This is a genomic window from Erwinia sp. QL-Z3, from assembly GCF_004551645.1.
GTDB lineage: Bacteria > Pseudomonadota > Gammaproteobacteria > Enterobacterales > Enterobacteriaceae > Erwinia > Erwinia billingiae.
Window position 1 is genome coordinate 3,114,825 of sequence record NZ_CP037950.1, and the last position, 22,187, is coordinate 3,137,011.

Sequence of the window (22,187 nt, forward strand, 5' to 3'; positions counted from 1 at the left end):
AGAAACTAGTTGAACCGGCTGCGGGCGTTAGCTTCACGCGCGGCTTGTGCCACTTCGACGCTGACGACGCGGCGGCCTACCGGCCACAATGCGATGGCGGCGATTTTGAAATTCGCAATCCCAACCGGAATGCCGATGATAGTGATGCACTGGGCGATACCGGTCATGATATGCATCACGCACAACCACCAGCCAAAGAAGACCAGCCAGATGATATTCAGCAGCGTGCCGCCCGAATTCATCAGCGCATTTTTGCGGCCGGGTTCCAGCTCATCTACATGCACGGCTTCGTTACCGTAAGGCAGTAACGAAAGCTTGGTGATTTCCCAGCAGGAACGGGTGAGCGGTAAGGTAAAAATAAAAATGATGCTGACAACGGTCGCAAACAGCCACGAAAGCGTGGTCAGAAAACCGCCCAGAATAAAATTCAGAATGTTTAAAACAGTACGCATTGGTCGTTTCCCTAACAGAGCGCGGAGCTCAAAAATACAATGCGTTGATTGTAGCGCGTTTTAACTCTGGAGCGGTACACTCCTGCCAGCTAAACTACAGCCCATTAAAAGCAACCACAGCCAGAGGCAGGTCATGGAACTGAAAGCAACGTCGCTGGGCAAACATCTGGCGCAGCATCCCTACAATCGGGTACGAATGTTGGCCGCAGGCGTTGAGGTGAGTGGTGAAAAACATGAATACCTTATTCCGTTTAACCAGCTGTTAGCCATCAAATGTAAACGCGGGATGGTTTGGGGCGAACTCGAATTTGCCCTGCCTGAAGATAAAGTCGTGCGCCTGCATGGCACCGAATGGCAGGAAACCCAACGTTTCTATCATTACCTCAACCAGGCCTGGCAGCAATGGAGTGAGGAGATGAGCCTGGTCTCCTCTGAAGTCCTACAGCAACTGGTCACCCGCTTACAGGAGGGTGAACAGCAGGATAAATGGTTGAAGCGCAGCGATATGGCCGGCTGGCGTACCGCCATTCAGGAGGCGTTCTCCTCATTGCCACTGCCGGTAGAGCGTCTGGATGAGTTTGATAACTGCCGCGAAAACTATCAGTTCTGCCTCGCCTGGCTGAATAACAGCGATGCACAACGGCAGAAGCGCAACGGTCAGTGGTCAGAAAAAATGCTGGCGCAGTACGCCGATTTCTTCAATACCGTCGAGACGTCCCCTCTCAACAGTTCCCAGGCAAAAGCGGTGGTGAATGGTGAGGATGCGCTGCTGGTGCTGGCGGGTGCGGGGAGTGGCAAAACATCCGTGCTGGTCGCCCGCGCAGGATGGTTACTGATGCGCAAACAAGCCAGCGCAGAACAGATCCTGCTGCTGGCCTTTGGTCGTCAGGCCGCTGAAGAGATGAACGAGCGCATCAAAGCCCGGCTGAATACCGACGGTATTCAGGCCCGCACGTTTCACTCACTGGCTTTGAACATCATCCAGCAGGGCAGCAATAAATCCCCTTCCATCAGCAAGCTCGAAACCGATACGACGCTGCGCCATAAGCTGTTAATTGACGTCTGGCGCCAGCAGTGTGGGGAAAAGAAAGCCCATGCCAATGGCTGGCGGCAATGGTTGCAGGACGAGCTGGAGTGGGAAATCGGCGAAGGTGATTACTGGAAAGAAGAGCGGCTTGCCAAACGTCTGGCCAGCAGGCTTGAGCGATGGCTTGGATTGATGCGAATGCATGGCGGCGCGCAGGCGGCAATGATTGAATCAGCTCCTGAAGAGGTGCGCGATCTCTTTTCCAAACGCGTAAAGCTGATGGCGCCTTTGATGAAGGCCTGGAAAAGCGCCCTGAAAGAAGAAGGGGCGGTAGATTTCTCCGGCTTGATCCATCAGGCGGTCAACATCCTTGATAAAGGCCGGTTTATCAGCCCGTGGAAGCATATCCTGGTCGATGAATTCCAGGATATCTCGCCTCAGCGTGCGGCGCTGCTCGCCGCCCTCAGAAGACAGAACAAGCAGGCGGCGCTGTTTGCCGTTGGCGATGACTGGCAGGCGATCTATCGCTTCAGCGGGGCTGAGATGACCCTGACCACCGCGTTTCATCATCACTTTGGTGAGGGCGACCGCTGCGTGCTGGATACCACCTACCGCTTTAACGATCGAATTGGTGAAATTGCCAATAAGTTTGTGCAGAGCAACCCGCATCAATTGAAAAAACCGCTGAACAGCCTGACCAAAGGCAATAAAAAGTCGATTTCCCTCCTGCCGGAAGATCAGCTGGAGGCATTGCTGAATAAAATTAGCGGCTATGCCACCGCGGATGAGCGGATTTTGATCCTTGCCCGTTATCACCATATCCGCCCGGCAGTATTGGAAAAAGCCAAAACCCGCTGGCCAAAATTGCGGATTGATTTCACCACCATCCATGCCAGTAAAGGGCAGCAGGCGGATTATGTGATATTGCTGGGTTTGCAAAACGGCAAGGATGGCTTCCCCGCAGCGGCCAGAGAGTCCGTCATGGAGCAGGCGTTGTTACCCCAGCCGGAAGACTTCCCCGATGCAGAAGAGCGCAGGTTAGCGTATGTCGCCATTACGCGTGCGAAGCAGCAGGTGTGGCTGCTGTTTAATAAAGAGAACCCATCGGGATTTGTGGAAGAAATTAAGCGGCTGGGTGTTCCGGTGCTGCGTAAACCTTAAATTGGCGGGATGAGCGTGCCGTTGCACGCTCATCAGTTTACTTCAGACGTTCCTGCAAATAGCGCTGATAATCTGGAATGATGATATCAACCGCCTGCGCGAATAACGGTGAGCGGATAATAAAGTCGGCGGTTGCGCGGTTGGTCGCCACTGGAATATTCCATACTGTTGCAAGGCGCAATAACGCCTTAACGTCTGGATCGTGTGGCACGGCGTTTAGCGGATCCCAGAAAAAGAACAGCACATCAATTTTCCCTTCGGAAATCAAGGCACCCACCTGCTGGTCGCCGCCCATCGGGCCACTCAACATTGCCGTCACCGGCAGGCCAGTTGCACGCTGGACAAGGTTGCCCGTGGTGCCTGTCGCATAAAGTGTATGAGCCTGTAACACGTCTTTGTGTATATTGACCCACTCCATCAACGATGTTTTGCAATGGTCATGCGCAACCAGCGCAATGTGTTTCTTTTCCTGAATTTTACGGGTGGTCTGATCCATTCCGGCTTCCTGGTTTCACGTCAATCAGATGAGGGGAACTGCCTGATAAAGCGTATCGAGTGTAGGCGGAAGGCGTGCAGACATCAACTGGTACGCAGGGCGCGCATCAGCATCACAAAACGTTGGCGGGTGGCGGAATCAACCTGTTGATACCACAGCTGCAATACCCGGCTGCCGGCATGATTGCCGTTGGCAAAGTCCTGGGAATCATTACTGATTGGGGTAGTGGAGGTTTGTCCCTGGGCAAAGCGAGGTACTGAGGCGACGTTGCCTTTCAGGTTATACACCACCATGGCCTGCTCATAGTTATTGTCAGCTTTGACCAGCAAATGGTCTTGCTGACTCTCAACCACCGCACCATGCTCGTTAAGCAGCTGGAAAGTGGGATGTTTATCAAACATTTTTCCCTGCGCGGTGGTGGTTAGCGGCGGCAACGTGATGGTGACTGATTTTGCCTGAGAGGTGAACGTGACGATCAATGGGGTAGAGACCCATGGCGTGGCCATTTGAGCATCTTTTTTCAGGCTTTTCTCGACGCGAAACAATACCTGATGCTGTCCCTGCTCGAGTTCGAGCCCTTCAGCACCTTTTAATAACGAACCAGAAATTTTTCGGCCGTCCAGCACCAACAGGTCAATATCAGGGGCGAGTTTGAGCGTGGTGGCATGGACTGTAGTCGCAACCAGCAAAGCTAAAACGCCTGTAATGACCAAACGCAGCTTCATTTATTCTCCAGAGGCGAGGGCAGGCAAACACGTCGAGTGTATCAAAGTCTTTCAGTATGGCAGCATATTAACATTTTAACATATTTATTCGTGCTTTATATTCAGGAATTGGCATCTTCTGCCTGAGCTGTTTTCCCAACAGCCACACTGCGCATAAACTGTAATCAGTCTGATAAGGAGAGCTGCATGCAAGATAAAATAATTGCCGATATTTTGACCTCCACCAAACATATCGCGCTGGTTGGAGCGAGTGATAAACCCGCCAGGGCCAGTTATGGCGTGATGGCTTATCTGCTGTCGCAGGGATACAAAGTGACGCCGGTCAGCCCAAAGCTGGCAGGCCAGACGCTGCAGGGACAAAAAGTTTACGAAAAGCTGGAAGACATTCCTGAACCGATCGACATGGTGGATGTGTTCCGTAATGCCGAAGCGGCATGGGGTGTCGCCCAGGAAGCGATCGCGGTGGGGGCGAAATCTCTGTGGCTTCAGCTTGGGGTGATTAACGAGCAGGCTGCGGTGCTGGCGGGAGAAGCGGGATTAAAGGTGGTGATGGATCGCTGCCCTAAAATCGAGATCCCGCGCTTAGGGCTGGAAAAAGGCTAAAAAAAACCCCGCCAGGCGGGGATTTTGCATTAGTTCCTGAGGCGTGGCGCCTGCAACTGTTCGCGAATTGACGCGGCCAGTTCATCCATGGAAGGTTGTTCCGGATGGTCGCCCGGCAGCTCCCACGAAAGCTGGGCTTCTGCCAGATAAGTATGAACGGTCTCGCCGTCTTCATTCTCCATCACGACATGATACCAGGGCGCTTCACGCAGCGATTCGCTGGTGGCAACCTCATCCTTTTCCGGATCATCGTCCAGTGAATATTCTGCATCCACATCTACCACTACACCGAGGAAACCGTGCAGCTTATGCCGCACCTGTTGTCCGAGTCCAAATTTGCTGGCAATCATCGTGACCTCCTGAGAAACAGTGCCCTGCTACCAAGATGGGGGCAGGGACAGCTTTTTCAAGTCACAGGACGCGGCAGGCAAATCCTTTCAGGTACATGCCTTCCGGATAGCTGGCGATCACCGGATGATCGGCCGCCTGCCGGAACTGCTCTATAAATTGTACATCACGTTGAGCATCGAGCGCGGCATCGGCAATGATTTTCTGGAAGAGATCGGTTGGCATCAGCCCTGAGCAGGAGAACGTCAGCAGCATGCCGTCCGGGTTCAACAGCTGCATCGCCAGCATATTGATGTCTTTATAGCCACGGCAAGCACCGGCCAGCTGATTTTTGTTTTCGACAAATTTCGGCGGGTCCATCACGATCAGATCGAATTTCTCACCGCTATCACGGTAGCGGCGCAGCAGCTTAAACACGTCATCGCGCAGGAACTCGGCTTTCGACAGATCCAGCCCGTTCAGCTCAACATTCTGGCGGGCAATGTCCAGCGCGCCTTGTGACGTATCGACGCTGATAACCTGTTTGCAGTCGCCCATCAGCGCGGAAACTGCAAAACCACCGGTGTAAGAGAAGCAGTTCAATACCCGGCGATCTTTCGCATAGCGGCGAGTCGCCATACGGCTGTCACGCTGATCGAGGTAGTAACCGGTCTTGTGGCCGCCCTGGATATCGACCAGTAACTTCATGCCATGCTCAACAATCGGTAACTGCTCTGGCGGCGTGTCGCCCAGGACGTTGCCCTGAGTCAGTTCAAGACCTTCTTTTTTACGCACTGCAACGTCCGAGCGATCGTAAATCGCACAGTCCGGGTAGCAGCTCTGTAGCGCGGAGATCAGCGCTGCCCGTTGATATTCTGCGCCAGCCGACAGCAATTGCAGGACCAGGAACTTGCCGTAGCGGTCAATGGTCACGCCAGGCAGACCGTCAGATTCACCGGCAATCAAGCGATAGCTGTCGAGGTTATCGCGCGCTGCCAGCCAGTCACGCAGAGACTGCGCAGCCTTAAGACGGCGGATAAAGAAGTCGGTATCAATCGCCTCTTCCTGTTCCCAGCTCCAGACACGGGCAGAGATCTGCGACACGGGTGACCAGGCGGCATGAGCCAGCCAGTTGCCCTGGCTGTCACAGACGTCAATAGTTTCACCCGACTCGGCTTTCCCCTCGAGACGAGCAACAGCACCAGAAAAGATCCACGGATGGCGGCGAAGTAAGGATTTTTCACGTCCTTTGGCAAGAATCAAACGAACAGTCATATTTGCTATGCTTATACAGTAAAGAATCAGCGGTTATTGTCCGGTGCCAACCGTTAAAATGCAATCTGCGTCGTGAAAGGAGAAGAAATATGACTACTGTCTGCGTAAAAGCCTGGGTTCACGGTGTGGTTCAGGGCGTGGGATTCCGCTACAGCACGCAACATCAGGCCAAAGCGCTGGGGCTCAAGGGGTATGCGAAGAACCTGAATGACGGCAGCGTTGAAGTTCTGGCCTGTGGTGAAGAGGGTGATGTGCAGACGTTACTTACCTGGCTTAAAGACGGCGGCCCCAGAAGTGCCCGCGTAGAAAGGGTGCTCGAGGAACCTCATCAACCGCGCGACTTGCCAAACGGCTTCACTACCGGTTAGTGCTTAAAGGCATTTGGCCGGTTTAGGCAAGCCGGCAATTTTAGTTGCTTGTTTTGCCGGGCCTTTTGGGAACAGGCGGAATAAGTAGCGGCTATTGCCTTTTTCTTCACCGTATTTTTGCGCCATGGCTTTAACTAACATTCTCACCGCCGGGGAGGTATTGAACTCCAGATAGAAGGCACGGACGAAATGCACCACTTCCCAGTGGGCGTCAGTCAGCTCAATGGCCTCTTCTTCTGCCAGTAACGGAGCCAGCGCTTCACTCCAGTCCATCGTGGACTTCAGATAACCCTGCGCGTCACGTTCAATTTCTTTGCCCTGGAATAACACCGTCTTGCCTCTGTCTGATTTGCTAAGCCGCCCAGTTTAGCAAACTGCGGCCAGCTGTGGGTAGTCTGCCTCTTACTGGCAGCTTTAATCCGGCACATAAAAAAAGCCCCGCAGGGCGGGGCTCTTACTGTTGCGTCAACTGCGGGCTATTAATTACTGCGCGATGACATGCCCAGAATGCTCAACAGGCTGACGAAGATGTTATAGATCGACACGTACAGGCTAACGGTCGCGCGAATATAGTTGGTTTCGCCGCCGTGAATGATGTTACTGGTTTCCCACAGGATGGCACCTGAAGAGAACAGGATAAACAACACGCTGATTGCCATATGCAATGCCGGAATGTTAAGGAAGATGTTTGCCACGACGGCAACCAGCAATACCACAAACCCGGCCATCATCATGCCACCCAGGAAGGACATATCCTTACGGGTGGTTAGCACGTAGGCAGAACAGCTGAAGAACACCAGTGCGGTGCCGCCTAATGCCAGACCAATCACATCACCCATCCCTGCAGACAGCAATGAGTTGAGGATTGGGCCCAGGCAGTAGCCGAGGAAACCGGTAAAGGCGAACGCCGCCAGAATGCCGGTAGGGCTGTCCGCCAGGCGGTAAGTCAGGAACATCAGCCCGTAAAAGCCGACCAGCATCAGAATGAAGCCTGGCGCGGGCAGGGCGAAAACGGTGCTCAAGGTAGCGGTAACGGCAGAAAAGGCCAGCGTCAGCCCCAGCAGGAAATAGGTATTGCGCAGCACCTTGTGGGTGGTAATTAAGGAGCTGCCACGGGTACTCGAAACAATGCGATCCATAAAAGAGCCTCTTTGGGTCACCAATTTACCTGTGAGAATAGGGAGCAGGGCGAAGCGGGGAAAGGCGTTTTACCCTTCTTTACGCGATAGTCGGCTGTTTAAGTAAGCAGAGTGGCGATATTGCCAGCAAATAAACGCCGATCGACTGTTTTTAAGGCGATTGAACCGCAACACACTTTACATCGACCGGGAGGGTGTTTATAGTTCGCCTCATTGTGGAGGGGTGGCCGAGTGGCTGAAGGCACCGGTCTTGAAAACCGGCGACGGGAAACCGTTCCAGAGTTCGAATCTCTGCCTCTCCACCATCTAATTTAACGGGTCAGCGAAAGCTGGCCCGTTTTGCTATGGGCGCAATAAAACCGCCAATTGACCGTTTGTTGAACAGATGAAAAAAAATTGCATAAAAGCGCAATAATTCAACAAACTAGCCAAAATTATGCTTGGCAAAGCGATCGGCATCCCCTATACTGCGCCCCATCAGTTGCTCAGGGAGTTTAGCCACTCTTTGAAACGGTGACTGGTACTAGTGTGGAGGGGTGGCCGAGTGGCTGAAGGCACCGGTCTTGAAAACCGGCGACGGGAAACCGTTCCAGAGTTCGAATCTCTGCCTCTCCACCATCAAATTCAACGGGTTAGCTTAGGCTGGCCCGTTTTGCTTTCTGCCTTCCCCGCTTGTTTCTTCGCTAACACGTTCGTTTATTAGAGCATTCCGAAAAACATCCCGTTTCTTTTCAATCTCCTGATGCGACTCAACGGCAAAGGCGATACTCTGCTATATTCTCAACACCAATGAAGAATGCCCACCCCTGGCCTGAATTTCCAGGAACGCCGAGCGAGCCTCATTTGCGTTGTTGCGAATTTTTAACCAACCGCATCGCCATATTACGGCCGGGTGATTTACCTTGAATCAATGGAAAAACACATGATTAAAAAGTTTAGTCTTTGCGCATTAGCAGTCTGCTCGGCACTCACCGGCATTTCAGCTTATGCTGCTGACGACGATTACCAGCTTGAGCAAGTGTTAATGATGAGCCGCCATAACCTCCGTGCGCCGCTGGCTGATAATGGCAGCGTGCTGGCTCAGTCCACTAAAAAGGCCTGGCCTAAGTGGGATGTGCCAGGTGGACAGTTGACGACCAAGGGCGGCGTGCTTGAAGTTTACATGGGCCGTTACACCCGTGAGTGGCTTGCGCAGCAAGGGCTGATCGCCGACGGCGAATGTCCAGCCTCTGACGATGTTTACGCCTACGCCAACAGCCTGCAGCGTACCGTCGCCACCGCGCAGTTCTTTATCACCGGTGCGTTCCCGGGATGTGACATTCAGGTGTCTCATCAGGATGAAATGGGCGCGATGGATCCGGTGTTCAACCCGGTGATTACCGACAGCAGCGAAGGCTTCAACAAGCAGGCGTTGACCGGCATGAACAGCGCGGGTGAAAAACTGGCACTCAAACCGGCCTTCCAGCGTCTGGAAAAAATCATCGATTACAAATCCTCTGCTGCCTGTGATGGCAAAAAGCAGTGCGATCTCTCCAGTGATAATCAGAACAAATTCACCGCTGAAAATGGTAAAGAGCCGAACGTTTCGGGTCCATTAAAAGTCGGGAATTCGCTGGTGGATGCCTTCACCCTGCAATATTACGAAGGGATGCCGCTGGATCAGGTCGCCTGGGGTCAGATTAAGACACCTGAGCAGTGGAAAGAGCTGTCCGCCATCAAAAATGGCTATCAGGACACATTGTTTACTACGCCAGAAGTGGCGCGTGACGTCGCAGCACCACTGGTCGATTATATCCGCAGTATGTTAGTGGATGAAGATAAAGCCTCCGCGCCGAAAGTGACGCTGATGGTCGGCCATGATTCGAATATCGCCTCCCTGCTGACGGCGTTGGATTTCAAAGCTTACACGCTGCCAGAGCAAAACGAGCGCACGCCTATTGGTGGGATGATCCAGTTCCAGCGCTGGCACGATAAGAAAAACAATCGTGAGTTGGTGAAGGTTGAGTACGTTTACCAGTCTACCGATCAGCTGCGTAATGCAACGCCGCTGTCGCTGGATACGCCTCCTAAGCGCGTCACGCTGCAAATGAACGGTTGCCAGACCGATGCCAATGGCTTCTGCCCATGGGATCAGTTTACTCAGGTGCTGAATAAAGCCATTGAGGGAACGCCGATGGCGGCAAGCGCGCCGCAACCTGCACCAGCAGCTCCGGCAGCTGAAGCACCAGCCGCACCAACGGCCGCGAAAGATCCGGCTGCTGATAAAGTGGCTGCGGCTAAAGCAGCGGCCGATCAGGCTGCGGCAGATAAAGCCGCTCAGGCTAAAGCGTCTGCAGAAAAGGCGGCAGCTGATAAAGCCGCAGCCGAGCAGGCAGCCAAAGACAAGGCGGCAGCTGATAAAGCCGCAGCCGAGCAGGCAGCCAAAGACAAGGCGGCTGCTGACAAAGCCGCGGCTGAGCAGGCTGCGAAAGATAAAGCGGCGAAGGATAAGGCTGATAAAGCCGATAAAGCCAAGGCGGAAAAAGCTAACGCCGATGAGCCTGCCACTCCTGCGCAGCCAGAGACTGAAAAGTCTTCCTGAGTCTGATTCGCACGCAATAAAAAGGCCGACATTCACTGTCGGCCTTTTCTTTTTGGGCAGATGCCGTTAGCAATCAGTCACTGCTGACCACGACCAGTTTCTGGTTAACGAACTCTTTGATACCCAAATCAGACAGTTCACGACCATAGCCTGAACGTTTCACGCCGCCAAATGGCAACTCGGCCGACGTATCGCTGGCGGAATTGATATACACCATGCCGGTTTCGATTCGTGAAGCCAGTTTTTTGGCACGGGCAATATCTTTGCTAAATACCGCACCACCCAGACCATAGTGAGAATCGTTGGCGAGTTTAACCACTTCCTCGTCATCCTTCACCACGTAAACCTGCGCGACCGGGCCAAAGAACTCTTCAAAATAGGCCGGATTATCACGGGTGATACCGGAGAGGATAGTGGGCTCGTAGAAGCAGCCTTCACCGGCAACCACTTTACCGCCGATATGCAGTTTGGCGCCTTTAGACACCGCCTGCTCAACTTGTTTCACCAGCGTATCGCGTGCCGTTGAGGAAGATAGCGGGCCTAGCGTGGTGCTTTCATCCAGCGGATCGCCAATCTTCACGTCACGGAAAGCCTGGGTGAATTTTTCGAAGAAGGCATCTGCCACTTTTTCATGCACGATAAAACGTTTAGCTGCGGTACACACCTGACCACAGTTGCTGAGACGGGCACCGACGCCAGCCTTCACGGCCTTATCAAGGTCACAGTCATCCAGCACCACAAAGACGTCATTACCGCCGAGTTCCAGCGTGGTCTTTTTCAGGTATTTACCGGCTTGTTGTGCCACGGCACTCCCGGCACGTTCAGAGCCGGTCAGCGCAGCACCCTGAACACGATCGTCAGCAATCAGTGAGGCAACCTGATCGTTGCTGATAAACAGGTTAGTCCAGGCACCTTTTGGCGCACCGGCCTCGGTCACCAGCTCTTCGAACAGCGTGGCGCAATGAGGGACATTGGCGGCATGTTTTGCCAGCACCGGGTTACCGGCGGCCAGATTCGGCGCCAGTACGCGCATTAGCTGATAGAACGGGAAGTTCCAGGGCTCAACGGCAACCAGCACCCCAATAGGGTGATTTTCCACCCAGGCTTCGCCCAGCTCGCTTGGATAACGGGTAGGGGCAAGGAAGCGTTCAGCATTTTCGGCGTAATAACGGGCAATCTGCGCGCAAAGCTGCACTTCGCCGCGACTCTGATTGATCAGTTTCCCCATTTCAACACTGGCCGTTTTTGCCAGTTCTTCAACGCGAGCGTCAATCAGGTCAGCCATTTTTTTCAGCACCTGCAGACGCGGTTGGATATCGCCTTTGGACCAGCTGGAATGATAAAGGTCATCCGCGGTCTTTAACGCCTGTTCAACCTGCTGGTCATTGTGATCGGTCCAGGTTTTGACAAGCTTATTACTGGCGGGATTAATTGTCTGATAAGACATACTGCACTCCTTTTCGAGTAATCGGCCTGGCGGTCAGGCTAATGAATATGGCATTAAGCCTGGTAGAAAAACGATGGTTTCACAACGTGAGTAGTTAGTGGTTTCGGACGTTTCTGAGGGCGTAAAACAATAAAAAGGGCGGATAAATCCGCCCCGAATACCGATTTTGGTGCTAAACGTTTTTTCGCTCGACGACTTTGTTATCCCAGGTCAGCACGTCCTGATCGGTTTTCTCAAAGGCCCTGAGCAGCACTTCGTCACTGCCTTGCTGCTCCCAGATGCCTTCGGCAAGTTTCTCATCGTAGTTAGCCACTTCAAAAATGGCCTCCGCAATTTCCGGAGAGGTGCTGCGCAGGCTTGCCCACTCGCCTACATGATGAGCTTTCGATTGTTGCGTTGCCATAATAGTCTCCTGATTGAGGTTATCCGTTCAGTTTTACTGCCAGGCCGGCGACATATTCACCCTGATAACGGGCAATATTCAGCTCTTCTTCGCTGGGTTGTCGCGAACCGTCACCGCCGGCAATGGTTGTGGCGCCATAAGGCGTACCGCCACGCACCTGCGATATATCAAAGAGTTCTTTGGTGCCATAACCAATCGGCACGATCACCATGCCGTGGTGGGCGAGGGTGGTCCAGGTCGAAGTGATGGTCTGTTCCTGTCCGCCACCGGTACCCGTTGAGGCAAAGACGCTGGCCAGCTTGCCGTACAGCGCACCTGATGCCCAAAGGCCACCCGTGCGGTCAAGGAAGGTACGCATCTGACCGGCCATATTACCGAAGCGGGTTGGGGTGCCGAGCAATATGGCATCATATTGCGGCAGTTCTTCCGGGGTCGCTTCCGCTGCCGACTGCTGCGTTTTACCGCCCACCTGGGCGAAGCGTTCTGCGTCCATGGTTTCAGGTACGCGCTTGATTGTCACTTCCGCTCCGCTAACCCGACCTGCGCCTTCTGCAACCGCATTGGCCATGGTTTCGATATGTCCGTACATGGAGTAATAGAGCACCAGAATCTTTGCCATTTGTTCCCTCGTCGACTGGTTGTTGGATGATTGGGGTCAAAATCAGGCCCTGAAGGCAATCAGGAAAGTATAGAAGAGCCTGACGGGTCATGCAGAAGGAAGCGGTCCTTTTGCTTAAAACGCGCGCAATGCGGGTGGCGGGATGGACATAAAGATTAGCGTCAATAATGCAATAATTCAGGCTGTTTAAAGGAATTTGCCGTTTTGTGAGCCGTGCTCAGGCGTTTTTTTCACCACTTCAGGCTTGATAATCTATGCTTAGTAACGCGGCCGGGAGTGTTCTCTCCCCGATTGCCGTCACGGAAGGCCTGAAGGCTAATCGTGATAAAGCAGTATGATGGCTTAACTATTCGGAGGTAAGAAATGGCAGAACATCGTGGTGGATCTGGAAATTTCGCTGAAGACCGTAAAAGAGCATCAGAAGCAGGTCGCAAAGGCGGCAAAGTCAGCGGAGGGAATTTTAAAAATGACCCTCAACGTGCTTCACAGGCTGGCGAAAAGGGGGGACGTAATAGCCGTGGCAGTCGGACTAAAACCGATTCCGAAGCTTAGCCTCGCCTGAAACCGTCGGGTCTTTCCCCGGCGGTTACGTCACAGAGTTGACCACTGCGTTCCCTCCCGGCACACTAGCGCCAAATTCTCAACCGAGCCTGCTATGTCTGCCTTACTTTCCCGCTATAAACTGTCGTTTACCCCACAAGAGATTGTGCTGGTCCTGATTACCATGATCTGGGGCGGAACTTTTCTGGCAGTCCATCATGCGATGACCGTAAGCGGGCCATTTTTCTTTGTCGGCACCCGATTTGCCACTGCCGCGCTGGTGCTGGGCGCGATTTCATGGCGTTCGTTGCGCGGCATCACCAGGGCTGAAATCAAAGCCGGGACATTAATCGGCATCGCCATTGGCTGTGGGTATGGCTTACAGACCTATGGCATGCAAACCATCAGTAGCAGTAAATCCGCCTTTATTACCGCAATGTATGTGCCGCTGGTGCCGCTACTGCAATGGCTTTTCCTGGGACGCTTGCCCGGCCTGATGTCGTGGATCGGCGTGGCGCTGGCATTCACCGGTCTGATGTTGTTGGCGGGGCCGGACGGAGATTCGCTGGCATTTGGCGCCGGTGAAATTGCCACCTTAATGAGCACGCTGGCAATTGCCGCTGAAATCATTTTGATCAGCGCCAGTGCCGGCAAAGTGGATGTCAAACGCGTCACGATCATCCAGCTGGCGGGCGCTTCACTGCTGGCGTTCGCGCTGATGGTCCCCAATGGTGAATCGGTACCGCCGTTTTCGCCCTATCTGCTGTTCAGCGCCATTGGTCTGGGGCTGGCCAGTGCGTTAATACAGGTGACGATGAACTGGGCGCAGCGCAGCGTGTCGCCAACGCGTGCCACGGTGATTTATGCCGGTGAGCCGGTGTGGGCGGGGATCGTTGGTCGGGTTGCCGGTGAGCGTTTGCCTGGCGCGGCACTGATTGGCGGCGCACTGATCGTCGTCGGCGTGCTGGTCAGTGAGTTGAAGCTGAAGCGCAAAAAAAAGGCGAAGGTTGACCCTTCGCCTGATAAAGCGGAAGTGAATTAATTGTCCTGATGCACGACGTCGTTGCTGTTAAGCACGGCAGCTTTACGACGCGTCAGGATAGCGTTGAGGATAATCGCGCCAAAGGTCGCCGTCCCGATCCCGCCCATGGTGAAGTTACCGATCTTCAGGGCAAAGTCTCCGGCACCCAGTACCAGCGTGACCGCCACCATAATCAGGTTGTTGTTCTGCCCAAGATCGACGTTGTTCTGCACCCAAATCCTCGCACCCGCCACGGCAATCAAACCAAATACCACGATGGATGCACCGCCGATCACCGGGCCTGGGATGGTGTGAATTAACGCGCCGAACTTCGGCGAGAATCCTAACAGGATGGCAATCACCGCTGCCGCAACAAACACCAGGGTGGAATACACCTTGGTTACCGCCATCACGCCAATATTCTCAGCATAGGTGGTGACACCGCTGCCGCCCACGCCGCCGGAAAGCATGGTGGCCAGGCCATCACCGACAAAGGCTCTGCCCATATACGGATCGAGGTTTTTGCCCGTCATCCCCGCCACCGCTTTGATATGCCCGAGGTTTTCTGCCACCAGGATCACCGCCACCGGCGCAATCAGGAACATCGCATGACTGTCGAAAATGGGTGAGGTGGTGGTCGGGAAGCCCAGCCACGGCACGGCAGCCATCAGGCTAAAATCGATCGGTTTACCCAGCCCGAGCCCGTTGGTCAGCACGGCATAGATGGCACAGGCGACAATCAGGCCGACGAGGATCAGCAGCCGTTGCACCATGCCGCGGGTAAATACCGCCACAATACCGATACAGAGCACGGTCATCACTGCCATCCAGCTATCGAACATCGATGAGGAGACGCTGCGTACCGCAATCGGCGCGAGGTTCAGCCCAATTGCCATCACTACGGCGCCGGTCACCACCGGCGGCATCAGCTTCTCAATCCAGCGGGTGCCCACTTTCATCACCACAAAACCAATCAGCGTATAGACCAGGCCGCAGGCAATAATGCCGCCCAGCGCCACGCCAAGGTTAGGGTTGATGCCCTGACCATTGAACCCCGTCACCGCAATCACCACGCCCACGAACGCGGCGCTCGACCCAAGATAACTGGGCACGCGTCCGCCCGTGATCAGGAAGAACAGCAGCGTGCCGACGCCGGACATCAGGATCGACAGATTGGGATCTAATCCCATCAGCAATGGCATCAGAACCGTGGCACCAAACATCGCGACCGCGTGCTGAAGCCCCATAATTACCGTTTGTCCCAGCGGCAGGGTTTCATCCGGTGCCACTAACCCTTGCGCTGATGCGGACTGCTTACGCCATACAGGAAACCAGGAACTCGCCATCGTCTTCTCCAGAGAAGTGAATAAAGCATTGCCCGCCGTCGGCGGGATCAGGCTTCCTGCCGCAGTAAATGGTGATAGCCGCGATCGAAATAGATCAGGCCGTGTGTTTCATCGTTACAGACTAATGCCTGGGCTTCGCAGACCAGCACATCATGGGTACCGACACTCATCACCTGGGTGATTTTGCAATCAAACGACGCCACCGCGCCGGCCAGAATCGGCGAGCCGGTCACCAGCGTCGACCATTCAGCCGCGATAAAGCGTTCGGCCATCGGCGTTTTACCGCCAAACAGGTTGGATAACGATTCATGTCCCGCAGCCAGCGTATTAACGCAGAGCTGCTGATTGGTTTTGAACACCTCATACACGGACGCCGAGCGATTCAGACACACCAGCAGGGTTGGCGGCGTATCGGTCACACTGCACACGGCAGAGGCGGTAAAACCTGCGCGCCCGGCGGGGCCATCGGTGGTGATAATATTGACGGCCGCACCCAGGCGCGCCATCGCATTGCGAAAATCTTGTTTTTCTACGCCCGACGTTACCGCGGGCGACAGGGTCGCCAGAGACATGATCATTTCCTTACTCGAGGGTGCAGGCTTCTGCAAATGAGAGACGTGGCAGGCGCGCATACACTTTGCTGGCATCGCCATAGCCGATGTTGATAAGCAGATTGCTTTTCCAGCCGCTTTCCGCAAAGAACGCCGCATCAACCGCCGCACGATCGAAGCCGGACATCGGGCCGGTGTCTAAGCCCATCGCACGACAGGCGGTGATCAGGTAAGCCGCCTGCAGCGAGCTGTTGCGAAATGCGGTCTCTTCCGCCAGCGCCGGGCTGCTGGTGAACCAGGATTTTGCATCGGCATGTGGGAAGAGCTGTGGAAGCTGGTCAAAGAACGCCGGATCCCAGGCGACTATCGCCGTCACCGGCGCGCTCAGGGTTTTTTCCAGATTGCCGCTGGAGAGCGTTGGCTTCAGCCTGGCTTTGCCTTCCTCACTGCGGACAAAACAGAAGCGCGCAGGGCTGCAGTTCGCCGAGGTTGGGCCCATCTTTAACAAGTCATACAGCTGGTGGATTTGCGCATCGGTAACCGGACGATCCTGCCAGCCATTGTGCGTCCGTGCTGCGGTAAACAACGTCTCTAACGCGAGGGAATTCAGGGCTTCTGCCATATCAGCTCCAGTTCAGCAGGGGATGAGGCCGGGGTATCGCTCAGCCAGTTCAGTAACAGTGGATTGAAGGTACTGCTGTCGGTGACGCTCATCGCATGACCGCCCCAGGCCATTTTTTCCAGCGTGGCGTTTGGCAACGCCTCCAGCAGGGTTTGTGAGCAGGTCCAGGGCACCAATAGATCGTCCTGTGAGCAGATCAACAGCACCTGCTGGGCGATCTGGCCGGCAAGTTCGGTGAAATCGCAGGCCATCAATGCGGTCAGACGGCGCAGCAAGTTTTCTGTCCCCTGAAAATGTGCGGCGTGCAGCGCATCTTCAGCTTCGATACGTGCCTGATTATCTGCCAGCCAGTCGGCAGGATAGAGAAACAGGGGCTGTGCGCGAACATAGGATTCAACGCCGACATTGAGCAGCAGCTCCTGTCGAACGGTGAAGCAGCGGCGGGTATGCGCATTCAGCCTGAGCCAGCCATTAACAATCACCAGCCTTCCGACGCGTTGTGGAAAGTCCACCGCCAGCTGCATCGCCACCATACCGCCCAGCGCATGGCCAATGACGTCATAGCTTTCGATCCCCAGAGCCGCCAGCTCGTGAGCCAGTTCAGCCGCCATATCGCCCATGCTGTAGCCTGCCGGCAGCGTGTCGGGACTGCGCCCGGTGCCACGCTGGTCATACACCACCACCCGATAGTGTTCACGCAGTGCGTTTAGCTGCGGCAACCAGAAGTTAGCCAGGCCGCCTAACCCGGCAGAAAGCACCAGCGTTCTGGCCTGAGGATCGGTCGATCCGGAGAGCTCAATATGCATGTCTTCCTCCGCTACTTACCGATATGGGCAACGCTGGCGATCTCGATCAGTGCATCGGGTTTCACCAGACCACACTGAATGCAGAAACGCGCCGGTTTTTCGCCAGGGAAATACTCGGCATACACGCTGTTCACCGCCGCGTAGTTGCTCCAGTCGGTGATGAAAATCGAGTTGAAGGTCACGTCGTCCAGGGTGCCGCCCGCGGTTTCAATCACGCTTTTAATGGTTTCCAGCACATGGCGGGTTTGCGCGGCAGCATCGCCGACGTGCACCACGTTATTGTCTTTATCAAAGGGCAACGTGCCCGAGACATACACCACGCCATCGGCCAGCGTGCCAGGGACGAACGGCGCTATCGGCACGCTGGTTCCCGGTGGGGTAATAATGGTTTTCGGCATTGCGCATTCTCCAGTCAGGTCAGGTTTCAGGCCGTTTGTTGTTGCGGCACGGCTTCGGTTTGCAGGGCGGAGCAAAAGGTCGAAACATCAGACACCCAACCGAAGAACGTCTCAATATTGAAGATGGCGGCCTGCTGGGCGAAGAGTGGACCGGCCTGATAGGTGGCGTCTTCCAGTACAATGCCGAAATACTCCAGGAAGAAACCGTCGCGCAACGTTGATTCAACGCAGACGTTAGTGGCGATGCCGGTAAATACCAGATGGCGAATGCCACGGCTGCGCAACATGCTGTCTAACGCGGTATTGAAGAAGCCGCTGTAGCGTGGCTTCGGCAGCACGATATCGCCGGGTTGCGGGACAAGCTGATCGACCAGATCATAATCCCAGCCGCCTTTCGCCAGCAGCTTGCCTTCCAGTTCAGGATTCTGGCGCATGGTTTTCAGCGCGTTGGATTTGTGCCAGTTAGGCGAGCCTGGGCCACCGGCTTCAACATACCGATCGTCCCAACCGTTCTGGAACCAGATAATCTGAATGCCGGCTTCACGGGCGGCTTTCACCGCCACGTTGATGTTATCGATCACCGGGCGGGTAGCGGACACATCAAATCCCGCCAGATCCAGATAGCCGCCGGTGGTGGCGTAAGCATTCTGCATATCCACCACGATTAAAGCGGTCTGCTCGGGTGGAAAGGCAATGGGCTCCGGCCGCGCGGGCAGGGTAATGCAGTTTTTAGTCGACGCTGTTGTGCACACTACCGGCTCTTTACTGCTCATTACGCAACCTCCTTCGCGGCTTCAATGATATCGGTACGGCACTGCATCAGCGGTTGGATGCGTTGGCCAAATTTCTCAATGCCTTGTAAAAAATCATCAAACGTCAGCAACACGCCCTGGGTTCCCTCAACGGTCGCGACTTCATCCAGCATGCGTGCCACGTTGGCATAAGAGCCGACCAGCGTACCCATATTGATATTGACGGCGGACGTCGGGTCGGCCATCTGGCGTACGTTGGTGTCGCTGCCCGACGTTTTATCCTGTTGGCTTTGTGTGGTCAGCCACGAAAGCGCGTCTTCGTCTGCGCCGGCTTTATAGTGTTCCCACTTCGCCCGGGCGGCTTCGTCGGTTTCATCGGCAATGATCATAAACAAAACGAAAGATCCGACATCACGGCCCACTTCATCGGCGGCTTTTTTCATACGGGTGGCGGTTGGGGCGAAGGCGGTTGGGGTATTCACGCCCTTGCCAAAGCAGAAGTTGTAGTCAGCATGTTTCGCTGAGAACGCCATACCGGCATCGCTTTGGCCGGCACAGATCACCTTGACCGGCTTCTGCGGTTGCGGGCTGAGGCGACAATCGTTCATGGTGAAGAACTCACCTTTCAGATCGGATTTGCCGGTGCCCCACAGATCTTTCAACACCGAGACGTATTCGGTCAGATAGTCATAGCGACGGGCGAAGTATTCATCCCCAGGCCAGATACCCATCTGATCGTATTCCGGTTTCTGCCAGCCGGTCACCAGGTTCACCCCGAAGCGGCCGTTAGAAATGGAATCAACCGTGGAAGCCATGCGCGCCACAATGGCCGGCGGCAGCGTCAGCGTGGCCGCCGTGGCATAGATTTCGATGCGCGAAGTGACGGCAGCGAGGCCAGCCATCAGGGTGAAGGATTCAAGGTTATGATCCCAGAACTCGGTCTTGCCGCCAAAGCCACGCAGTTTGATCATCGACAGCGCAAAGTCGAAGTGATAATGCTCGGCTTTCTGCACAATCGCTTTATTCAGTTCAAAGGTCGGCATGTATTGCGGCGCGTTGGTGGAGATCAGCCAGCCGTTGTTGCCAATTGGGATAAAGACACCGATTTTCATTGGGATACCTCTGGGTGTGCGTTAGGGTAAAGTTGTGCGCTGCAATGCATCCTGCACTCTCCCTGAAGCGGCGCTTGTTGAGATAATTGCAAACGCTGTGCCAGTTTATAAAAGGTGCTAGTAATCAGTGTGTTGAAATATTTGTGTTAAATTTTTCTGGAGTGAATGGTCTAAAACAGACCATTTGGTCAAAATCAGGTGCACAAAAAGCAGGCATCGTGGTCAATTTAAGTGCATTAGGTCCGGGCGAGGGGTTTTGCTATCATCCCGGCACCCCACATGGAGTATGAGGTCTCAGTGAATTCTACAGATAAGACATCGGTGAAGGCGCCCACGCGTCGCTCACGTGCGGTAGCAGCGAAACGCACGGCGATCCTCACTGCGGCACTGGCGCTGTTTTCACAATTTGGCGTGCATGGCACCAGCCTGGATAAAGTGGCCGAAGGGGCTGACGTTTCTAAAACCAACCTGCTGTACTACTTCCCGTCAAAAGAAGCCCTCTATATTGCGGTGCTGAAGGACATTCTTGATGTCTGGCTGGCGCCACTGCGTGCGTTGCGGGAAGACCAGCAACCCTTAGTGGCGATCAAGGACTACATCCGGCTTAAGCTTGAGGTGTCGCGCGATCATCCGCAGGCATCACGCCTGTTCTGCATGGAAATGCTTCAGGGCGCACCGTTGCTGAAAGGGGAGCTGGAAGGCGATCTGAAAGGGCTGGTGGATGAGAAATCGGCGGTGATTGAAGGCTGGATAAATCAGGGAAAACTGGCGGCTGTTGAACCGCATCATCTGATCTTTATGCTGTGGGCCACGACCCAACACTACGCCGATTTTTCAACTCAGATCGAAGCGGTGACCGGGCAGACGTTAAATGATGAAGGCTTTTTCAATCAGACGGTAGAAAACGTGCAGCGGATGGTGATCGAAGGGATTCGGGTTCGCTAAAAAATGGTGGGCCTGAGCGGCCCACCAGCATCACATTACGCCTGTTTTCTCTGACGTAACCACCAGCCAATTCCCAGTAGAATAAACCAGATTGGCGTCACCATCAGCGCCTGACGGGTATCCTCCTGCAGCGTCAGCAGCACCAGCACAAACGCGAAGAACGCGATGCACACCCAGCACATAAACTTACCCATCGGCATTTTATAGCTGGACTCCGCATGCAGTTCAGGGCGCTTTTTGCGGTAGGCCAGGTATGAACAGAGAATAATCGTCCAGACAAACATAAACAGGATCGCTGACACGGTGGTGACCAGCGTGAACACCTGCATCACGTTCGGGATCAGGTAAATCAAGGCAACGCCGCCCAGCAGACACAGGCACGAGAAGAACAGGCCGGTGGTCGGCACCGCCCGGCGGGAAAGCATGCCAAAGCGACGGTGTGCCACACCCTGTTGCGCCAGGCCATACAGCATACGGCTGGTGGAGAAGATGCCGCTGTTAGCGGACGACGCCGCCGAGGTCAGCACCACAAAGTTAACGATGCTGGCCGCAGCGGGTAAGCCAATCAGCATAAACATCTCAACGAACGGGCTGCGGTCAGCAACCACGCTGTTCCATGGCGTCACCGCCATGATCACCAGTAGCGCCAGCACGTAAAACATAATGATGCGCAGCGGAATGGCGTTTATTGCCCGCGGCAGAACCTTCTTCGGATCGTGGGTTTCAGCCGCCGCCGTTCCGACCAGCTCGATACCCACAAAGGCGAAGACGGCGATCTGGAAGCCCGCAAAGAAGCCGCTTAAGCCTTTCGGGAACATGCCGCCATGATCCCAGATATTGCTGATGGCTGCTTTGCCGCCGCCCGGTGAAGGGTAATGCATTGCCACCAGCACAATCCCGGTGGCAATCAGCGCAACGATGGCAACAATCTTGATGATGGCAAACCAAAACTCCATCTCGCCGAACAGTTTCACCGTCGCGATATTCAGCGACAGGAACACCGCGATACAAAGCAGGGCGCTCATCCATATAGAGAAATCGGGGAACCAGAGCTGGAAGTAGGAGCTGATGGCCACCACGTCGGCGATGCCGGTCACCACCCAACAGAACCAGTAGGTCCAGCCGGTGAAATAGCCGGCCCAGGGACCGAGCAGATCGGCGGCGAAATCACTGAACGACTTATACTCAAGGTTTGACAGCAGCAGCTCGCCCATGGCGCGCATGACGAAAAACAGCATAAAGCCGATGATCATATACACAAAAATGATCGACGGACCGGCCAGACTGATGGTTTTACCGGAGCCCATAAACAGGCCGGTGCCGATGGCACCACCGATAGCGATGAGTTGGATATGACGATTGTGCAGGGTGCGCCGGAGCTCGCCCGGGGCTTCTTCATCGAGAAGCGTCTCTTTTGGTTGGTCAACCATAACGTTTTCCTGTCCTTTACGTGATGTTATGTAAGCTCTGA

General features: G+C 54.6%; 25 protein-coding genes and 2 tRNA genes. 9 read left to right on the forward strand and 18 right to left on the reverse strand.

The window, feature by feature from the left end; genetic code table 11:
• Window positions 1-5: 5 nt before the first annotated feature.
• Complete coding sequence (locus E2F51_RS15060) at window positions 6-452, reverse strand: YccF domain-containing protein (protein WP_013201569.1); 447 nt, start codon at window positions 450-452, stop codon at window positions 6-8.
• A 133-nt stretch (window positions 453-585) separates the two neighbouring features.
• On the opposite strand from E2F51_RS15060, the gene helD reads away from it, so the two are divergent.
• On the forward strand, window positions 586-2,640 hold the full coding sequence (helD, locus tag E2F51_RS15065) for a DNA helicase IV (RefSeq protein WP_134823840.1): 2,055 nt from the start codon (window positions 586-588) through the stop codon (window positions 2,638-2,640).
• Window positions 2,641-2,677: 37 nt separating this feature from the next.
• Here the strand turns inward: helD and mgsA are convergent, their stop codons facing one another.
• Together mgsA and E2F51_RS15075 are read right to left on the reverse strand one after the other, a co-directional pair.
• Entirely contained in the window at window positions 2,678-3,136 is a 459-nt protein-coding gene (gene mgsA, locus E2F51_RS15070; RefSeq protein ID WP_134823841.1) for a methylglyoxal synthase, read from the reverse strand.
• Window positions 3,137-3,219: 83 nt separating this feature from the next.
• Window positions 3,220-3,861: a DUF2057 family protein gene (locus E2F51_RS15075; protein WP_013201572.1), complete on the reverse strand. Its 642-nt coding sequence runs from the start codon at window positions 3,859-3,861 to the stop codon at window positions 3,220-3,222.
• A gap of 186 nt (window positions 3,862-4,047) precedes the next feature.
• Here E2F51_RS15075 and E2F51_RS15080 point away from each other — a divergent pair, with 186 nt between their 5' ends.
• The gene (locus tag E2F51_RS15080; RefSeq protein WP_013201573.1) at window positions 4,048-4,464 is read left to right on the forward strand and encodes a CoA-binding protein; all 417 of its coding nucleotides are present in this window, start codon (window positions 4,048-4,050) and stop codon (window positions 4,462-4,464) included.
• A gap of 29 nt (window positions 4,465-4,493) precedes the next feature.
• Here E2F51_RS15080 and hspQ read toward each other — a convergent pair whose 3' ends face one another.
• Together hspQ and rlmI are read right to left on the reverse strand one after the other, a co-directional pair.
• On the reverse strand, window positions 4,494-4,814 hold the full coding sequence (hspQ, locus tag E2F51_RS15085) for a heat shock protein HspQ (RefSeq protein ID WP_134823842.1): 321 nt from the start codon (window positions 4,812-4,814) through the stop codon (window positions 4,494-4,496).
• 61 nt (window positions 4,815-4,875) lie between these two features.
• Entirely contained in the window at window positions 4,876-6,066 is a 1,191-nt protein-coding gene (rlmI, locus tag E2F51_RS15090) for a 23S rRNA (cytosine(1962)-C(5))-methyltransferase RlmI (RefSeq protein ID WP_134823843.1), read from the reverse strand.
• An 89-nt stretch (window positions 6,067-6,155) separates the two neighbouring features.
• Here rlmI and yccX point away from each other — a divergent pair, with 89 nt between their 5' ends.
• Complete coding sequence (gene yccX, locus E2F51_RS15095) at window positions 6,156-6,434, forward strand: acylphosphatase (RefSeq protein ID WP_013201576.1); 279 nt, start codon at window positions 6,156-6,158, stop codon at window positions 6,432-6,434.
• 3 nt (window positions 6,435-6,437) lie between these two features.
• Here the strand turns inward: yccX and tusE are convergent, their stop codons facing one another.
• Window positions 6,438-6,764 carry a sulfurtransferase TusE gene (gene tusE / locus E2F51_RS15100; protein ID WP_053145730.1) on the reverse strand — a complete coding sequence of 109 codons (327 nt, stop codon included), beginning with the start codon at window positions 6,762-6,764 and terminating at the stop codon, window positions 6,438-6,440.
• A 149-nt stretch (window positions 6,765-6,913) separates the two neighbouring features.
• On the reverse strand, window positions 6,914-7,573 hold the full coding sequence (yccA, locus tag E2F51_RS15105; protein WP_013201578.1) for an FtsH protease modulator YccA: 660 nt from the start codon (window positions 7,571-7,573) through the stop codon (window positions 6,914-6,916).
• Window positions 7,574-7,790: 217 nt separating this feature from the next.
• Between yccA and E2F51_RS15110 the strand changes: the two genes are divergently transcribed.
• From E2F51_RS15110 to agp, 3 genes are all read left to right on the forward strand, one after another.
• Window positions 7,791-7,878: transfer RNA gene (locus tag E2F51_RS15110), tRNA-Ser, on the forward strand.
• 225 nt (window positions 7,879-8,103) lie between these two features.
• Window positions 8,104-8,191 (forward strand) — tRNA-Ser (locus tag E2F51_RS15115).
• 304 nt (window positions 8,192-8,495) lie between these two features.
• A complete protein-coding gene (gene agp, locus E2F51_RS15120; protein ID WP_209215446.1) occupies window positions 8,496-10,154 on the forward strand; it encodes a bifunctional glucose-1-phosphatase/inositol phosphatase in 1,659 nt (552 codons plus the stop codon).
• A gap of 73 nt (window positions 10,155-10,227) precedes the next feature.
• Here the strand turns inward: agp and E2F51_RS15125 are convergent, their stop codons facing one another.
• The 3 genes from E2F51_RS15125 to wrbA form a co-directional block, all read right to left on the reverse strand.
• The gene (locus E2F51_RS15125; protein WP_053145726.1) at window positions 10,228-11,601 is read right to left on the reverse strand and encodes an NAD-dependent succinate-semialdehyde dehydrogenase; all 1,374 of its coding nucleotides are present in this window, start codon (window positions 11,599-11,601) and stop codon (window positions 10,228-10,230) included.
• A 172-nt stretch (window positions 11,602-11,773) separates the two neighbouring features.
• Window positions 11,774-12,004, reverse strand: a complete 231-nt coding sequence (locus tag E2F51_RS15130) for a YccJ family protein (RefSeq protein ID WP_013201581.1) — start codon at window positions 12,002-12,004, stop codon at window positions 11,774-11,776.
• A 19-nt stretch (window positions 12,005-12,023) separates the two neighbouring features.
• Window positions 12,024-12,623 carry an NAD(P)H:quinone oxidoreductase gene (gene wrbA, locus E2F51_RS15135; RefSeq protein ID WP_013201582.1) on the reverse strand — a complete coding sequence of 200 codons (600 nt, stop codon included), beginning with the start codon at window positions 12,621-12,623 and terminating at the stop codon, window positions 12,024-12,026.
• 363 nt (window positions 12,624-12,986) lie between these two features.
• Here wrbA and E2F51_RS15140 point away from each other — a divergent pair, with 363 nt between their 5' ends.
• Together E2F51_RS15140 and E2F51_RS15145 are read left to right on the forward strand one after the other, a co-directional pair.
• Window positions 12,987-13,175: a general stress protein gene (locus E2F51_RS15140; RefSeq protein ID WP_071822109.1), complete on the forward strand. Its 189-nt coding sequence runs from the start codon at window positions 12,987-12,989 to the stop codon at window positions 13,173-13,175.
• A 103-nt stretch (window positions 13,176-13,278) separates the two neighbouring features.
• Complete coding sequence (locus E2F51_RS15145; protein WP_134823845.1) at window positions 13,279-14,205, forward strand: DMT family transporter; 927 nt, start codon at window positions 13,279-13,281, stop codon at window positions 14,203-14,205.
• Here E2F51_RS15145 and rutG read toward each other — a convergent pair.
• The 7 genes from rutG to rutA are packed head-to-tail and all read right to left on the reverse strand — an operon-like array spanning window position 14,202 to window position 19,771.
• Window positions 14,202-15,530, reverse strand: a complete 1,329-nt coding sequence (gene rutG, locus E2F51_RS15150; protein WP_013201584.1) for a pyrimidine utilization transport protein G — start codon at window positions 15,528-15,530, stop codon at window positions 14,202-14,204. The genes E2F51_RS15145 and rutG overlap by 4 nt on opposite strands.
• 47 nt (window positions 15,531-15,577) lie before the next feature.
• Window positions 15,578-16,102, reverse strand: coding sequence for an NADH-dependent FMN reductase RutF (gene rutF, locus E2F51_RS15155; RefSeq protein WP_013201585.1), 525 nt, complete (start codon window positions 16,100-16,102; stop codon window positions 15,578-15,580).
• Between the two features lie 10 nt (window positions 16,103-16,112).
• Complete coding sequence (locus E2F51_RS15160; RefSeq protein WP_134823846.1) at window positions 16,113-16,703, reverse strand: malonic semialdehyde reductase; 591 nt, start codon at window positions 16,701-16,703, stop codon at window positions 16,113-16,115.
• On the reverse strand, window positions 16,688-17,509 hold the full coding sequence (rutD, locus tag E2F51_RS15165) for a pyrimidine utilization protein D (protein ID WP_134823847.1): 822 nt from the start codon (window positions 17,507-17,509) through the stop codon (window positions 16,688-16,690). The genes E2F51_RS15160 and rutD overlap by 16 nt, the downstream gene beginning before the upstream one ends.
• An 11-nt stretch (window positions 17,510-17,520) precedes the next feature.
• Window positions 17,521-17,907, reverse strand: coding sequence for a pyrimidine utilization protein C (gene rutC, locus E2F51_RS15170; protein WP_013201588.1), 387 nt, complete (start codon window positions 17,905-17,907; stop codon window positions 17,521-17,523).
• A 26-nt stretch (window positions 17,908-17,933) separates the two neighbouring features.
• Complete coding sequence (rutB, locus tag E2F51_RS15175; protein ID WP_134823848.1) at window positions 17,934-18,680, reverse strand: pyrimidine utilization protein B; 747 nt, start codon at window positions 18,678-18,680, stop codon at window positions 17,934-17,936.
• Complete coding sequence (rutA, locus tag E2F51_RS15180) at window positions 18,680-19,771, reverse strand: pyrimidine utilization protein A (protein WP_013201590.1); 1,092 nt, start codon at window positions 19,769-19,771, stop codon at window positions 18,680-18,682. The genes rutB and rutA overlap by 1 nt, the downstream gene beginning before the upstream one ends.
• Before the next feature lie 279 nt (window positions 19,772-20,050).
• Between rutA and rutR the strand changes: the two genes are divergently transcribed.
• Complete coding sequence (rutR, locus tag E2F51_RS15185; RefSeq protein ID WP_013201591.1) at window positions 20,051-20,716, forward strand: HTH-type transcriptional regulator RutR; 666 nt, start codon at window positions 20,051-20,053, stop codon at window positions 20,714-20,716.
• 35 nt (window positions 20,717-20,751) lie between these two features.
• Here rutR and cycA read toward each other — a convergent pair whose 3' ends face one another.
• The gene (gene cycA / locus E2F51_RS15190; protein WP_013201592.1) at window positions 20,752-22,146 is read right to left on the reverse strand and encodes a D-serine/D-alanine/glycine transporter; all 1,395 of its coding nucleotides are present in this window, start codon (window positions 22,144-22,146) and stop codon (window positions 20,752-20,754) included.
• Window positions 22,147-22,187 lie beyond the last annotated feature (41 nt).

Coding starts and splice junctions, on each gene's coding strand:
- E2F51_RS15060 (WP_013201569.1), bottom strand. CDS start 452: ATGCGTACTGTTTTAAACATTCTGAATTTTATTCTGGGCGGTTTTCTG.
- helD (WP_134823840.1), top strand. CDS start 586: ATGGAACTGAAAGCAACGTCGCTGGGCAAACATCTGGCGCAGCATCCC.
- mgsA (WP_134823841.1), bottom strand. CDS start 3,136: ATGGATCAGACCACCCGTAAAATTCAGGAAAAGAAACACATTGCGCTG.
- E2F51_RS15075 (WP_013201572.1), bottom strand. CDS start 3,861: ATGAAGCTGCGTTTGGTCATTACAGGCGTTTTAGCTTTGCTGGTTGCG.
- E2F51_RS15080 (WP_013201573.1), top strand. CDS start 4,048: ATGCAAGATAAAATAATTGCCGATATTTTGACCTCCACCAAACATATC.
- hspQ (WP_134823842.1), bottom strand. CDS start 4,814: ATGATTGCCAGCAAATTTGGACTCGGACAACAGGTGCGGCATAAGCTG.
- rlmI (WP_134823843.1), bottom strand. CDS start 6,066: ATGACTGTTCGTTTGATTCTTGCCAAAGGACGTGAAAAATCCTTACTT.
- yccX (WP_013201576.1), top strand. CDS start 6,156: ATGACTACTGTCTGCGTAAAAGCCTGGGTTCACGGTGTGGTTCAGGGC.
- yccA (WP_013201578.1), bottom strand. CDS start 7,573: ATGGATCGCATTGTTTCGAGTACCCGTGGCAGCTCCTTAATTACCACC.
- agp (WP_209215446.1), top strand. CDS start 8,496: ATGATTAAAAAGTTTAGTCTTTGCGCATTAGCAGTCTGCTCGGCACTC.
- E2F51_RS15125 (WP_053145726.1), bottom strand. CDS start 11,601: ATGTCTTATCAGACAATTAATCCCGCCAGTAATAAGCTTGTCAAAACC.
- E2F51_RS15130 (WP_013201581.1), bottom strand. CDS start 12,004: ATGGCAACGCAACAATCGAAAGCTCATCATGTAGGCGAGTGGGCAAGC.
- wrbA (WP_013201582.1), bottom strand. CDS start 12,623: ATGGCAAAGATTCTGGTGCTCTATTACTCCATGTACGGACATATCGAA.
- E2F51_RS15140 (WP_071822109.1), top strand. CDS start 12,987: ATGGCAGAACATCGTGGTGGATCTGGAAATTTCGCTGAAGACCGTAAA.
- E2F51_RS15145 (WP_134823845.1), top strand. CDS start 13,279: ATGTCTGCCTTACTTTCCCGCTATAAACTGTCGTTTACCCCACAAGAG.
- rutG (WP_013201584.1), bottom strand. CDS start 15,530: ATGGCGAGTTCCTGGTTTCCTGTATGGCGTAAGCAGTCCGCATCAGCG.
- rutF (WP_013201585.1), bottom strand. CDS start 16,102: ATGTCTCTGGCGACCCTGTCGCCCGCGGTAACGTCGGGCGTAGAAAAA.
- E2F51_RS15160 (WP_134823846.1), bottom strand. CDS start 16,703: ATGGCAGAAGCCCTGAATTCCCTCGCGTTAGAGACGTTGTTTACCGCA.
- rutD (WP_134823847.1), bottom strand. CDS start 17,509: ATGCATATTGAGCTCTCCGGATCGACCGATCCTCAGGCCAGAACGCTG.
- rutC (WP_013201588.1), bottom strand. CDS start 17,907: ATGCCGAAAACCATTATTACCCCACCGGGAACCAGCGTGCCGATAGCG.
- rutB (WP_134823848.1), bottom strand. CDS start 18,680: ATGAGCAGTAAAGAGCCGGTAGTGTGCACAACAGCGTCGACTAAAAAC.
- rutA (WP_013201590.1), bottom strand. CDS start 19,771: ATGAAAATCGGTGTCTTTATCCCAATTGGCAACAACGGCTGGCTGATC.
- rutR (WP_013201591.1), top strand. CDS start 20,051: ATGGAGTATGAGGTCTCAGTGAATTCTACAGATAAGACATCGGTGAAG.
- cycA (WP_013201592.1), bottom strand. CDS start 22,146: ATGGTTGACCAACCAAAAGAGACGCTTCTCGATGAAGAAGCCCCGGGC.